This window comes from Gordonibacter pamelaeae (genome assembly GCF_003340385.1).
In the GTDB taxonomy this organism is placed as follows: domain Bacteria; phylum Actinomycetota; class Coriobacteriia; order Coriobacteriales; family Eggerthellaceae; genus Gordonibacter; species Gordonibacter pamelaeae.
In genome coordinates this window covers 125,263-138,456 of sequence record NZ_PPTS01000008.1, presented here as the reverse complement: position 1 = coordinate 138,456, position 13,194 = coordinate 125,263, and the positions used below count along the sequence as shown (strand labels likewise).

Annotated in this window: 11 protein-coding genes; 5 read left to right on the top strand and 6 right to left on the bottom strand. The window is 59.5% G+C overall.

Annotation, left to right across the window (positions count from 1 at the left end; translation table 11 throughout):
- A partial coding sequence (locus C1877_RS12925) for an amidohydrolase family protein (RefSeq protein ID WP_147274561.1) occupies nucleotides 1–233 on the top strand: 233 nt, incomplete at its 5' end.
- Nucleotides 234–391: 158 nt separating this feature from the next.
- On the opposite strand, the gene C1877_RS12920 is transcribed toward C1877_RS12925, so the two are convergent.
- The 5 genes from C1877_RS12920 to C1877_RS12900 all read right to left on the bottom strand — a co-directional run bounded on the left by C1877_RS12920 (nucleotide 392) and on the right by C1877_RS12900 (nucleotide 7,434).
- Nucleotides 392–1,678, bottom strand: coding sequence for an MFS transporter (locus C1877_RS12920; protein WP_114569352.1), 1,287 nt, complete (start codon nucleotides 1,676–1,678; stop codon nucleotides 392–394).
- An 89-nt stretch (nucleotides 1,679–1,767) separates the two neighbouring features.
- Entirely contained in the window at nucleotides 1,768–3,054 is a 1,287-nt protein-coding gene (locus tag C1877_RS12915) for an MFS transporter (RefSeq protein WP_015540110.1), read from the bottom strand.
- The gene (locus C1877_RS12910; RefSeq protein ID WP_167536668.1) at nucleotides 3,051–4,436 is read right to left on the bottom strand and encodes an MmgE/PrpD family protein; all 1,386 of its coding nucleotides are present in this window, start codon (nucleotides 4,434–4,436) and stop codon (nucleotides 3,051–3,053) included. The genes C1877_RS12915 and C1877_RS12910 overlap by 4 nt, the downstream gene beginning before the upstream one ends.
- A gap of 79 nt (nucleotides 4,437–4,515) precedes the next feature.
- Nucleotides 4,516–4,866, bottom strand: a complete 351-nt coding sequence (locus C1877_RS12905) for a 4Fe-4S dicluster domain-containing protein (protein ID WP_041239613.1) — start codon at nucleotides 4,864–4,866, stop codon at nucleotides 4,516–4,518.
- Between the two features lie 36 nt (nucleotides 4,867–4,902).
- Nucleotides 4,903–7,434, bottom strand: a complete 2,532-nt coding sequence (locus C1877_RS12900) for a molybdopterin-dependent oxidoreductase (RefSeq protein ID WP_114569351.1) — start codon at nucleotides 7,432–7,434, stop codon at nucleotides 4,903–4,905.
- 695 nt (nucleotides 7,435–8,129) lie between these two features.
- On the opposite strand from C1877_RS12900, the gene C1877_RS12895 reads away from it, so the two are divergent.
- From C1877_RS12895 to C1877_RS12880, 4 genes are all read left to right on the top strand, one after another.
- On the top strand, nucleotides 8,130–8,372 hold the full coding sequence (locus tag C1877_RS12895; RefSeq protein WP_083809137.1) for a hypothetical protein: 243 nt from the start codon (nucleotides 8,130–8,132) through the stop codon (nucleotides 8,370–8,372).
- Nucleotides 8,373–8,483: 111 nt separating this feature from the next.
- Nucleotides 8,484–10,811 (top strand): molybdopterin-dependent oxidoreductase, encoded by a 2,328-nt coding sequence (locus tag C1877_RS12890; protein WP_015540114.1) that lies wholly within the window; start codon nucleotides 8,484–8,486, stop codon nucleotides 10,809–10,811.
- Between the two features lies 1 nt (nucleotide 10,812).
- On the top strand, nucleotides 10,813–11,145 hold the full coding sequence (locus C1877_RS12885) for a hypothetical protein (protein WP_041239615.1): 333 nt from the start codon (nucleotides 10,813–10,815) through the stop codon (nucleotides 11,143–11,145).
- Nucleotides 11,146–11,298: 153 nt separating this feature from the next.
- Nucleotides 11,299–11,718 carry a response regulator transcription factor gene (locus C1877_RS12880; RefSeq protein WP_015540115.1) on the top strand — a complete coding sequence of 140 codons (420 nt, stop codon included), beginning with the start codon at nucleotides 11,299–11,301 and terminating at the stop codon, nucleotides 11,716–11,718.
- Between the two features lie 12 nt (nucleotides 11,719–11,730).
- Here the strand turns inward: C1877_RS12880 and nhaA are convergent, their stop codons facing one another.
- Nucleotides 11,731–13,191, bottom strand: a complete 1,461-nt coding sequence (gene nhaA, locus C1877_RS12875; protein WP_244909861.1) for a Na+/H+ antiporter NhaA — start codon at nucleotides 13,189–13,191, stop codon at nucleotides 11,731–11,733.
- Nucleotides 13,192–13,194: the final 3 nt, after the last annotated feature.

The following is a 13,194-nucleotide window of genomic DNA, read 5'->3' as shown; positions in this document are numbered from 1 at the left end:
CGCTCTCCAAGGGCGACGAGTCGAAGGTCACGCCCATCCAGGCCCTCATCATGTGGACGAAGAACGCGGCGTTCTTCAGCCACGACGACGACAAGATGGGCTCGGTGGAGGTGGGCAACTTCGCCGATATGTGCCTGTTCGACAACGACTTCATCGCCGGCAACGTGGAGGATTACCGAACCACCAAGGTGGCGACGACCATCCTGGGCGGCGAAGTGATGTACGAGCGGTAGACGCCCCTGGCGTCAGCTTGTGGCCGTCATAACAATCGCACAAGAGGCGTCCGCCGCAAGCGAACGATCTACAAGGGGCCCGGCCGCAAGCAGCCGGGCCCCCCTTGACTCCGTCCAGCACTATGAAAGCTTTCTGCAATCGGGAAATAGCAATCCTCTTACTTCTTGGCGTCTCCATCCGATACGCAGCCCGTCGCTTCCCAAACCAATCCCTTGCTTGTTCGGTAGGCAACGCGGATGCAGGCCATGGCCAAAAAGCAGATGACCATCAATCCCAGAAAAGCGGGGACGAAGGTGCCTGCGAAATCATATGCCGCACCGACGACAATGCCCGAAAACGATCCGAACACCCCCACGCCGGTACGTATCCACGCATGGATCTGCGTGTAGTTCTTAGAACCGAATACCTCTCGAATGAGCAGAGGAAGGCTCACCGACATAAGCGAATCCTGCACGCCGAACAAAACAGCGGACACGATGAGGAAAACCGGGTTGTGCAGCAGAACGAACCCTAAAATGCCCAGCACGATGAGCACAAGCTCGATGATGGTGGTTCGCTGCACCCCCAGCTTGTCGTTCAGCCAGCCCATGACCAGTTTGTCGACCACCGATCCGACGGACTGGGCCGATACCACAGCTGCGGCGAATGACGAGGTGAACCCGACAGACTCGACGTAACCGGGAAGATGCTGCTCGATGCCTCCATGAATGAACGACGCAATACCGGCGAATACGAACAAGCACCAAAACGCCAAGGAGACCACGGCTACCTTCACCGCAACACCTCGTACAACTGACGCTTTTCCGACTACCTTATTGGGCACGAGCCCATAGGGGACGGCACCCACGTCGAACGGATTCCTTCTCAGCAGCAGGGCACAGGGAAAGATCACGCAAAACGAGGCGACACCGACGAACAAATAAGCCTCTCGCCATCCGTCGGCCACTATGATGCCGTGCAGAACCTGCGAGAACACTGCCGCCGATACGCTCGAGCAAGCCATGACAATGCCGTATACCATACCGCGCCGTTTGACGAACCAGTTCCCCACCAGCGTCGCGGAAGGCAGCACGAATATGCACGAACCAGCCGCCCCGACGAGAAACCCTGATGCCTGCCACTGCCATATCGCCGTGTAGGTTGACATGACTCCGACGGAGAACGAGAGCACCACGATGGCCAATGCCATGACAACGCGTATGTCATACCGTGAGAGAAGCTTTCCGGCCAAGGGCGTTACCAACGTCGTTCCGACGAAATAGCCTGTCATGTACGTGGCAATCTCCGATCTAAGAAACCCCATATCCTCGCAGACAGGAACATAGAACAGACTTCCACAGTTCAATATGAGGCCCATGCCAAACGCCTGGAGAAGGCAGCAACACCCCACGATCACGAATGCATACGGTACTCTCCCTAGAAGCTTGCCATCGCGAACTAGCATGCGATCCCCCTTCGGCAGAAGAGGCCGGCGGGCGCCGGCCCCGATCACTCGAATCCAGTACAACCATCTTTTACGTGCCGTTCCCCCAACTAGACGGTTTTCTCGATATCGGATTGCTTACCCGGTTCTTTCAGGCCGGCGATCAACTCGGGATGCTTCGCTTTAGTGATAACGATGATAACGGCCACAAGCACGGCCATAGCTGTCGCAAGCGGCCATGCCACGTTCCAACCGGCAAATTGGCCCGTAGCCGCCACGCCCATGAGACCGGCGAAGAACGCAAGCACGTAGGCGGAGAAGTACTGGCACAGATTCTGCGCCGCAGCCAAAAGCGAGAGCCCCAACGTGGCACCTTCCTTGGGCAGAACCTTCACGATCTGCAGGATGAGGGCGGGGTTGAACATGCCGAACGCGAGCCCGTATACAATGGCGCCTGCGTAGTAGCCCGGCACCGAGACGATGTGCGTGAGAATCCAGAAGCCCACGGCCTCGCCGAGTAGAGCGATAGGCAGGTCGAATCCCCGAAGGCGACCCTTAAGAAACGCACCGTAGCAGATGGCGCCCACCGCGGCGGCAAGCGTCTGCGTGGAGCTGATGATGCCAGCGAAGCCCGTGTCGCCCAAACCCGCCTCCTTGATGCACAAGGAGATGTTGGTGAAGTACGAGAACTGGAAAAAGTTCCACACGCCTGCCAAGAGGATGACGATCCATGCGGCTACCGTGATGGATTTGAGCGCGTTACCACGCTTGCCGTCGGCCGTCGTCCCAGCCGGCTTTACGTCGGGCTCCGGAAGCCAGAGCACAATCATCGCCACGATGGGGATGATGAACAGGTAGCCGATGAAGGAATAGCGCCACGACATGACGGCCAGGAAACCGCCGATCAGCTGGAACACCGAACCCGAGAGACCTCCCACTGCCGTTTTGAAACTCATGAGGCGGTCGCGCTGCCTGCCCTCGAACAAGTCGGCTATGAACGATGACGCCATAGGGAATATCATGCCGCGGCCGAAACCCAGCACCACGCGGCACGCCAATATGCCGTAGAAGCCCTCGATGGTCTCCGGCATGAGACCAGCAACCACCCCACCGACGAGGGTGCATGTCATGGCAATGATAAGCATGGTCTTCTTTTTCATATAGCGCTCGAGGATGCCCACGGCGAACGCGCCTACAATAGCCATAAGCGAGGGCAGCCCTTCGATGTTCTTAAGCATGAGCGAATCGACGCCCGCAGGGGCGTATGCCGCTCCAATGGCCGACATGGCCGGCGTCGAGAACGACTTCGCATACTGCAGCGTGATAACGAGCAGCGCGGCTATCTGGACCGTGATGCCGAGCGCCTTCTTCGCGGTAGCTTTCTGTTCTGCGGTCATTTCATTCTCCTCTCTTCCATGAACGCCACGAGCTCCCCGATGTCGTCCAGCTCTTCAAGATGCGTAACCATCTCAACCACCTGTGCGGCAGCCTCGTGCGGCAGCGTGCGAGAAAACTCGATGTTCCGGTAGAATTTGTCGAGAACCTCCCCTTCGGTCAGGGGGCTGCGGTAGATATCGCCTTTGGGCACGTCGCAGCGTGCGTGATAAGACGTGCCGTCCCGCATGACCACGTCTACCTCCGCCGTCTGGTACTCGTCGGGCGGCAAGGAGGGATCGATGGCGATCTTCGCTATCATGCTTTTCAGCGCGGGATCCTCCATGGCCTCCCGGTTCATGTGCTCGGGGCGCACAGCCTTTTCCACAAGGGCGACTGCCGCCGTGTAGATGATGCTGAAAGCTCCGCTCACCTGGGGCTCTTCGCCTACCTCGAACGGCTGCCCCACGAACCCTTGAGCTGTGCGGGGCGTGGTATGAATGGTTACGCTCTCCACTTGCGTTGGATCGAATTCGTGCGCTTCGACGATCTTCATGCAGGCATCGATCGAGGGGTGCGTGGCGCGGCAGGCCGACCACGGCTTGATGACCACATCGCCGTAGAAAACGCGCCCCAAGTCCTTGCACAGCAGCTCCGGCTGCTGCTTCTCGCCGCAGAACAGGAAGAAATACCCTTTCTTGCCCCCGATGGCGTCGTGGGTGGCCGTCATGCCACGGGCGGCAAAGTCGGCCGAGAAGATGGCGTTGCGGGCAGCAAGCGCCATGGGGAGCTTGAACGCGAGCGTCTTGTAGTTGATGTTGTCCATCGACCCGCCCAGCATGTTCAGGCTCAGGCCGAGCGCGTTGTTGAGCTCCTGCTCGTTGAGGCCGCCCAACTTGCCGGCGACAACAGTAGCGCCCAACCCGTTGATGGTGTTGGTGTTATCCCAGCCTCCATACACATCGAAGCCAGATGCCGCTCCCAGACGCGCGGCAACGTCATCGCCCACCACCAAAGCCGTGAGGAACTCCCTGCCGCTCGCATGTACGCGCTCTGCGGCGGCGAAGGCGGTGGGCACCGTCGTACCGCTGATGTGAGCGGCACTGCTCTTGCGATTCTCGTTCTCGGCCTCGATGGCCTCGAAATCGTAGGATCTCATGGCGAAGCTGTTCACCATGGCAGCTTGCGGAGCGCCCATAAGCTCGCCGCGAAAAAACGCCGTGCTTTGAGGCGCTGTTCCATAGCTTTTGAGCAGGTTGAACAAATCGTCGCAACGAGGCGCGTGCACCCCGGCAGCTATGACGCCCACCGCGTCGAGCACACGGGTCTTGACTCGCCCGACGGTGAAATCGTCGAGTATCGCGTAGTCTGCGGCCGCGACGTGCGCGCAAACTTCGTCGGTCATGTTCATGGAACCCCCTTTTCAATGGTTTCCGGGCGACTTCGCGCATGGTTCCCCTCTCGGTCTAAGCCGCCCGGCCCCCTTACTCCTTGGTGGTCGAAAGCGTCCAACGGGTCTTGCCGTCCATTTTCTTGACCAGGTCCTCCGCCTCACCGTAGTACAGACACCATGCCTGGCAATGCTGCACGCACATGGGCATCTTGCCCTCCTTCGTACGGTCGGCGCACAGATTGCATGCCTGCGTCAGGACGGGCATATACGTCCATTCCCATACGCCCTTCAGCCCCTGGTCCCTGCTGTACTGGAACGGCCCCACCTCGCACACCTTAATGCCGAACTCGCCTTTCGGCAGGCCACGCTCCTTTTTGCAGGCCACCTCGCATGAGTGGCAGCCCGTGCAGTAGTCGTAGTTGACGAGAATCGCCTTAGTCACGGTCGTTCGCCTCCTTTTCTTGGGTCGTTTGGGCGGTCAGGCATCCTGCAGGCCGTCGGCGTGCTCTTTCGCGTAGATGAGCGCGTTCCGGCCCTGCATGTCGGCGTCCTCTACCTTCATCTCCTTGGCGCGCCGAGCGGCCTCGATCTGGGCGAGCAAGGCGCTGTTGCCTTCGGCAGCCTGCCTCTCTGCCGATTCTTTGTCACCCGCCATAACGCCGGGCAGGTAGTCGCCCCAGCCGCCCTCGCGGGTGACCTTCTCGCCGGGCATCTGGTCTCCCTCGACGTAGGGGTAGATCTTTGCCAAGAAGCTCTTGATACCGGAACCGATGCCGCCTTGCCCCGTTTCGAAGTTGAGCGCCATGTTATTGATGTTTGAGTCGAACGTGCCGTACAGGCTGGGCTCTGCGGCTTCTTGCTCGGGGAACCACCAAGCGTGCTCCATATGAATGGTGTCCTTCTTGATGCCGGGGAAGAGGAACGCCTTCTGGCGGCATCGGCCATGGGTGGTCTCGATCCACACCCAGTCGCCATCCTCGATGCCGTATTCAGCCGCAGCCTCGGGATGAATGGTCACAAGCGGCCAAGGATGGAACTCGCGCATGGTTTCCAGTTGACGGTGCTCGGAATGGAAGAACTCGTAGGACCTTCCACCCGACGTGGCGATGAACGGGTACTCTGCCAGCTTCTCGGGCGTGGATACTGGGCTATCCTTCGGCTCAATGTGGTAGGGCATCGGATCGACTCCCCAATGGTTGTACCCCCAGCTCCAGAACTCGAAACGACCCGTTGCCGTGTCGAAGCCCGGCTGGCCGTCGGGGCGACACATGCCCTTCTGGTACTTGTAGTACTCGGCATCCCACGGGTCATACTTGTAGCCGCCGCGCTCCTGCAGCTCCTCGAAATCACCCTCGTAACGCGTGCCGCCCTCGGCGTACTGGTCGGTGAGGTACCACGTGGCCAACTCCTTGTCGTCTTTCCAGGGCCAGTTCTCGGGCTTCAGTCGGCGACCCAGGTCGAGGATGATCTGCTCATCGGACTTTGCTTCGTAGTAGCTCGCGCACTTGGAGATGGACCGGGCGGGCGTCCACCAGGTGCGCACGGAGTTGCGCTCGCAGCTCATGGCAACCGGCAGCACGATATCGGCATGAGCCACGGCAGTCGGCGTCATATAGGGGTCGGCCACCACGCAGTAGGGGATCTTGTTCATGGCCTCGTACATGCGCGGTGCGTCCATGCCCGAGCAGGATAGCGGGTTGGCACTTTGCAGCCAGATAATCTGGGGCATGAAGGGCTCGCCTGTCTCCACAGCGTGCAGTAGGGCATCTGAGGACGCACAGGCCACGATATCGGATGACTCGATGCCCGCCGACAAAGTAAGCTTGCCTGCATAGTTTTCGCGCGGGATTTTGAAATCACCCAAACCGTAGCGCTTCTCGATATCGAATGCGCACTTGATGAGCAGGTTCCCTCCGGGATTGTCGATGTTGCCGGTAACACCCATGAGATCGCACGCCGCCGCGGTGACGCCCAATGCGGACAGTTGCTGCTCGAACGCGAGGCCCCACTGGATGGACGCGCTTTCCGCCGTAGCGTACAAGCGGGCTGCTCCGCGTATGTCGTCCGCCGGTACACCGCATATCTCGGCGGCCCAATCGGCATCCTTACCCTGCACCGATTCGACGAGCTGCTGGTAGCCGTAACACCAGCTGTCGATGAACTTATGGTCGACCATATCCTCGTTGATGACGGTGTTCAGCATCGCTATGCCCAGCGCGCCGTCGGTTCCGGGGCGCACCTGCAACCAGTACGCGGCTTTGGCTCCGAGCCAGGTTAGGCGCGGGTCGATGGAGATGATCTGGGTACCCATCTGCATGCATTCGACGATCCAGTGGCCAAGGAAGCCGTCGGCATTGGCCTTAAGAGGCTCGTTACCCCAAACCATGATCACATCGGGGCGGCGGAAGGATGGGTCGGCATAGCGCATCTCATGCGTTTCGGACACGTCGGCGATGGTCATTTCTCCCATTTTCGCCGATGCGCCGATCATACGCGGAAGGTAACAGGCAAAGCCAGTGAACCCGAAGTTGCAGACGTTGGGCGTCTCGAGGGCAGTGGATGCGAACAGCGGCAGCTGCCAGCCGATGTTGCGTCCCGTGCCATGCACGAACAGGATGGTGTGGGAGCCGAAGTCTCGCTTGACGGTGTTCACGCGCTCCACGATCTCATCGTAGGCCTCGTCCCACGTGATGCGCTCCCATCTGTTCTCGCCGCGCTTGCCGGCCCGACGCAAAGGGTACTTCAACCGGTCGGGATGGTTTACGGCCTCCACCATGTCGAGGCAGCGCATGCAAAGCTTGCCGTTGTTGAAGGGCGACAGCGGGTCGCCCTCGATGCGGGCAAGCCTGCCCTCTTGGTCGACGTAGAGCAGCACGCCGCACCCGTTATGGCAGCCAGGGGGCGACCAATGATTGGTGCGGGTGACGGTGTACTCGCCCTCCCGCCACCGCCATTCCCCCTCGTGGTAGGCCTCGCGGTCGACCGAATCGAGGAACTCTTGGTAATCCATTCCTCCTCCTTTTCTTGGCGATTCATCGATCTGGGTTTTCGGCAGCCGGCCAACGCTCAAACCTCGGGCGGGCAGAGCGTTGGCCGGAAGCTTACAGAAACGGGACTGTTGCCTACGCGCAACGCTCATGGGTGCGGAACACGGGGCGCTGATGGAGACGCAGGCGGAGCCGGGGCCCCGGGCGGAACGGGCACACCGGGGGCACCGGGCATGCCGGGCATGGCCGGCACCTTGGGGAGCGCCGCTCCGCATTGCGGGCAATGCTCGAGATTGAGCGCGCATTCGCATCCGCACTGCGGACACTTGTTGGACATTTCGACCGCCGCAGGCCTAAAACACATACGATCCTCCTTTAACTAACCACTTTTGGCTTAGGTCAATTTGGTTTAGTTTGTGACATCAAAATAATATTATTTAGTATTAGTAATCAAGGTGTCTATTTATACTATTTTTTGGATAAATAAACTGGTGTGTTTATATTTAACAGATGTTTTACCTGCATATTAGGCTTTTTTCGAACTAAGTGTTCCTTTAAAATCCTGTAACATATTCTTAAAATAGAATAGTACATAGTCTTTTTAGTACTATTCATTTAACCCCTTTCGTATTATTTTATTGAAAGGCGATGGCAAAGAATTAATACTATTTCGGTTTAGTCATCGCACGTCGAGAGCATTGAGAGAAAGAGGTTCGCCATGTGCTTCAGACCAGCCGAGACCGAACTGCCCCCCGCCACCTGCCCGTCTTGCGGCAAGCGCATCAACCGCGTAGCGGGGCAGCTGCCCAAGAAATGCCCCTTCTGCAAGTCGCCGACCGAAGGCGCCGAGGACGACGCGCCCGCACCGGCTTCCCCGGCAGTCGTACCCGCACCAACGGCTCATGGGATGCCCAACGCCCCCTCTGCCCCGAAGGCGCCGGGAGCGCCCATCAGCAAGTAGGCCCGTGGCTCCGGCACTTTCCGGCATTTAGAGGTCGCCTTTCTCAGCGAAATCATCCTTGAAACCGGAAAAGTGCCACCACGCGATAAACAGCACGAGAGAGGAGAGGTTATGTCAGAGCGGATAATCGAATGCGGTGACGGCGTGGTCAAGTGCCGCACCTGCGCCTGGTCGCCGCCGGGCGACCACCCGGTGGGGTGCGGCATGTACCTGACCGTTAAAGACGGCAAGGTGGTGGACGTAGAGGGAGATCCGGACCACCCCATCACCCAAGGGCGCCTGTGCGTGCGCTGCCTCACGCTTCCCGAGTATATGTACAGCGAGAAGCGCGTCCTGAGCCCTTTGAAGCGCGCACGCGAAGATCGCGGGAAGGACGCCTGGGAGCCCATTACCTGGGACGAGGCGCTCGACATCATCGAAGAGCGGGTGAGCTACGTCAAGGAGAATTGGGGCGCCGAGTCCATTGTGGCCTTCCAGGGCACGGGCCGCGAGGCCACGCTCTACAAAACACCGCTCGCCTATGCCGCCCTCGGCACACCGAACTCGTGCTTCCCCATGAGCGGCGACTCGTGCTATGGGCCACGCTGCTCGGTGGCCGACTTCATACTCGGGGCGGGCTATCCCGAGCTCGACTACGCAGCCTTCTTCCCCGACCGCTACGACGACCCGCGCTACGAGGTGCCGAAGTACATCGTGTTATGGGGAAAGGATCCCCTGTTCTCGAACCCCGACGGGTTCTTCGGCCATACGCTCATCGACCTCATGAAGCGCGGATCGCGCTACGTGGTGGTAGACCCGCGTGTCACATGGATGGCTGCTCATGCCGATTTCCACCTGCAGCTCCGTCCCGGCACCGATGCCGCACTCGGCTTGGGTATGATCAACTATCTGATACAGGAAGATCTCTACGACCACGACTTCGTTGAGAACTGGTGCTACGGCTTCGATGAGCTCAAGGAGCGTGCTGCCGAGTACCCGCTGGATAAGGTGGAGGAGATCACCTGGGTTCCGGCCGCCACCATCGCCGCTGCCTCACGCGCCATCGCAGAGAACCATCCTTCATCGTTCATGTGGGGGCTCGCCATAGACACGAACGCAAATGGGGTGCAGGCCGGCCACACCGTGCTCATCCTCGCGGCCATCCTCGGCGATCTGGACGTGCCAGGAGGGGTGACACTGGCCGTGCCAGCGAGCTTCATGGGGAAGTGGCGATACGAATGCGCCCAGCAGCTCCCGCCGGGCATGCTCGAAAAGCAGATTACCGACCCCCGTTACCAGGGATTTCGCGCCGCACACCTCATAGCGCATCCCGACTGCATCCTCGACACACTGGAAACCGACGAGCCCTATCCGCTCAAGATGGCGTGGTTCTACGCCACCAACGGCATAGCGAACACCACCAACGCGCAAGGCAAACGCTGGTTCAAGGCGCTCGAGAAGATGGAGTTCAACGTCTGCCAAGACGTCTTCATGACCCCTACGGCCATGGGCCTGTGCGACCTGTTCCTGCCAGTGACCACGTTCGCCGAGCACGACGGCGTGGTGCTTCCCCACTTCGGGCGCAACACTCACATGGTCATGGCCATGAACAAGTGCGTCGAGGTGGGAGATTGCCGCTCCGACCTCGAAATAGATTTCATGGTGGGCAAGCGGCTCAATCCGAAGGCATGGCCATGGGACAACGTGGCCGATTTCTTCACCGAGCAGATCAAGCCCCAGCTCGGTATCACGTTCGAGGAGCTGCAGGAGCTGGGCTGGGTGCAACAGGAGTTCGAGTACCGCAAGTACGAGAAGGGCCTGCTGCGACCAGATGGCGAACCGGGCTTCAACACCCCCACAGGCTTGGTCGAACTATGCTCGAGCCTTTATGAGGATTGGGGTGAGGATCCCCTTCCCTACTTCGAAGAGAATGCACTCACGCCGTTCAGCCGTCCCGAACTTGCCAACGAATACCCGCTCATTATGACCACGGGTGGACGCGAAACCACTTCCTTCCACTCCGAGCACCGACAAGTGCCGTCCTTGCGCGCCCTCATGCCGAACCCTCTTGTGCAGATCAACCCCGAAACGGCAGCACTATACGGCATCGAGGAGGGCGATTGGGTGTGCATCGAGAACCCGCTCGGCAAAGCTATCGAGAAAGCGCACGTCACCCCTATTATCGATCCGCGAGTCATACACGCCCAGCACGGATGGTGGTTCCCCGAACAGGATCCAGAAGCACCCAATCTAAGCGGTGTGTGGAAGTCCAACATCAACAGTCTCGTGCCACATCGTGCTATAGGCCGCATTGGCTTCGGTGCTCCATTCAAAAACGTCCTATGCAAGATATACAAGGTGGACGGGCTCGACGCACTCGGCTCCTTGAGCCCCGACACCGAGCAGGGCGCGATCGGCATTGATCCAGCAAGCCCCGTCGCTACGAGGAAGGAGGCCTAACATGAGCGAATATGCACTGCTGATAGATTATAAATATTGCACAGGCTGTCATGTGTGCGAGGTCTCATGCCGAAAAGAGCATGATCTCCCGCTTGACGAGTGGGGCATCAAGGTCAACGAACTGGGTCCTGCGAAGATGAAAGGCTCTTGGCTCTGGGATTACGTGCCTGTTCCCTCAGATCTTTGCGATCTGTGCGAAGACCGTGTGAAAGCCGGGAAAAAGCCTGCCTGTATTCATCATTGTCTGGCCCAATGCATAGAGCTCGTCGCGCTCGATGATCTGTCCACGGCCATGGCCGATCACGGTAGGAAAGTAACGTGCTTCATCCCCTAGGCAGAAGCAAGCCAGCACTAAACTGTTATGTTCCGGGGCCCTTTTCAAAGGGCCCTTTTGTCGGCAAAAGATTCTTTATCGTTGATCGATCTACTTTGATTACACTATGGATATAATACCCAATAGTATTACTATCAAGGGAAGTGCGGTGTTATGGACGAAAACGAAACGAAGGTGCTCGAAGCGGCAGCCCTGCTTTATAATGCCATTCCCGGCTATCTCGCCGAAACGCAAAGCAAGCAGCAGCTTGGACACCTTCTTGTAGATCTGATCGACGCATTAGATACCATAGAGTTCACCCGGTCGGGAACGCCTTTGTTCGATATTATCGGCGGGAACATTCCCGGCAGGAGAAAGAAAGCCATTCTGGCACTTGAACGGGAATACGGGCTGACCGAACGCGAGGGACATATCCTCCGCTACCTAGCGAACGAGCGAAACCCCACGTATATCTCCAACGCGCTGGGTATTTCCCCGTCTACCGCCAAAGCACACAAGTACTCGATTTACAGGAAGCTGGGCATACATAGCTCATCGGAGCTGAAGAAGCTGCTTGAGCAGAACCAGCAGTGACGTAGCCGCCCTTCATCTTTCTTTCGCGATTTCACCGTCATCGGCAGCCCCTTCTTCCTCTTCCTCGTCGGTCACGCGGCGCAGCACGAGGAAGCCGGCGACGCCGGCCACGAGCGAAGCAGCCAGAATAGCCGCCTTCGCCATGGCGATGGTGCTCGCATCGACGAATGCCAGGTTCGTCACGAAGATGGCCATGGTGAAGCCCACGCCGCCCAGCACGGACACGCCTGCGATATGGCCCCAGCTCACGCCAGCGGGGAGATCGCTTAAGCGCAGCTTCACCGTGAGCCAGGTGGCCAGGAAGATGCCGAGCGGCTTGCCGAACAAGAGGCCGCAGAACACGCCGATGGTCACGGGGTTCGCAATGACGGCGAGAGGGTCCATACCCGTCAGCACCACGCTGGCGTTCGAGAACGCGAACAGCGGCAGGATGAAAAAGTACACAGGGATGTGCAGACGGTAGTCCAACCGCGTGATGGGCGGAATGGCCATGCGCGACACGCGGCCGATCTCGTCGAGTTCGCCCAGGTACTCCTTCTGCACGATGTCGGGCTCGCCGGGGTCGTAGCGCTCGTCGGCCTTGCGCGCCCTCGCCTCGAACCAGCCCGGCGCCCGATCCAGCTTTACCTGCGACTTCGCCGGAATGGCCAGCGCCAGCAGCACGCCCGCAATGGTGGCGTGCACGCCCGAGAGCAGGAAGCACACCCACATGGCCAACCCGATGAGCAGGTACGGCCACAGGTCGTACACATGCAGCCGGTTGATGACGAGCGCACCGGCGAACAACGCCAGGCCGCCTGCCAGCCAGGCGATATCGAGGTCGGCCGTGTAGAACACCGCGATCACCAGAATGGCGATCATGTCGTCGGCTATGGTGAGCGTGGACAAGAACGAGCGCAGCCCCGCCGGTATGCGGCTGCCCAGCAGCGCTAAGATACCCAGGCAGAACGCGATGTCGTTCGCCATGGGAACGCCCCAGCCCTGCTCGAAGCCGCTGCCCATGTTCACCACCGTGTACATGACGGCCGGCACCACGGCACCGCCGGCCGCGCCCAAGATGGGCAGCAGGGCCTTGCGCGGGTTGCGCAGCTCGCCCGCCGTGAGCTCGAACTTTATCTCCAAGCCCACCAGCAGGAAGAAAATGGCCATGAGGAAGTCGTTGATGAAATGCTCGAGCGACAGGTGCGGCGCGAAGCTGCCCAGCGAGAAGCCCAGGTCGAAATCGTGCCAGAATGCGGCGAAGTACGGGAGCACCGGCGTGTTCTCGATGACAAGAGCCGCCACGGCCGCCACGAGCATGAGCATAGTCGCCCGGGTGGACGAGTGCGTGAACTCCAGGAGCTTGCGCCTACGCCGATGATGGTGCCGCACCTCCGGCTCCAAGATGCGCTCCGTAGGCGAGCAAGCCGGATCGCCGCTCAAGCAAGCCGGCCCCAGCTCGTCGCGCCCCACCTTGTCGTTCCCTGATGTCATAGG

What these genes read in the sequence shown, in the direction of transcription:
- C1877_RS12920 (WP_114569352.1), bottom strand. Translation starts at nt 1,678, where the DNA reads ATGCTAGTTCGCGATGGCAAGCTTCTAGGGAGAGTACCGTATGCATTC.
- C1877_RS12915 (WP_015540110.1), bottom strand. Translation starts at nt 3,054, where the DNA reads ATGACCGCAGAACAGAAAGCTACCGCGAAGAAGGCGCTCGGCATCACG.
- C1877_RS12895 (WP_083809137.1), top strand. Translation starts at nt 8,130, where the DNA reads ATGTGCTTCAGACCAGCCGAGACCGAACTGCCCCCCGCCACCTGCCCG.
- C1877_RS12890 (WP_015540114.1), top strand. Translation starts at nt 8,484, where the DNA reads ATGTCAGAGCGGATAATCGAATGCGGTGACGGCGTGGTCAAGTGCCGC.
- C1877_RS12885 (WP_041239615.1), top strand. Translation starts at nt 10,813, where the DNA reads ATGAGCGAATATGCACTGCTGATAGATTATAAATATTGCACAGGCTGT.
- nhaA (WP_244909861.1), bottom strand. Translation starts at nt 13,191, where the DNA reads ATGACATCAGGGAACGACAAGGTGGGGCGCGACGAGCTGGGGCCGGCT.
- C1877_RS12910 (WP_167536668.1), bottom strand. Translation starts at nt 4,436, where the DNA reads ATGACCGACGAAGTTTGCGCGCACGTCGCGGCCGCAGACTACGCGATA.
- C1877_RS12900 (WP_114569351.1), bottom strand. Translation starts at nt 7,434, where the DNA reads ATGGATTACCAAGAGTTCCTCGATTCGGTCGACCGCGAGGCCTACCAC.
- C1877_RS12880 (WP_015540115.1), top strand. Translation starts at nt 11,299, where the DNA reads ATGGACGAAAACGAAACGAAGGTGCTCGAAGCGGCAGCCCTGCTTTAT.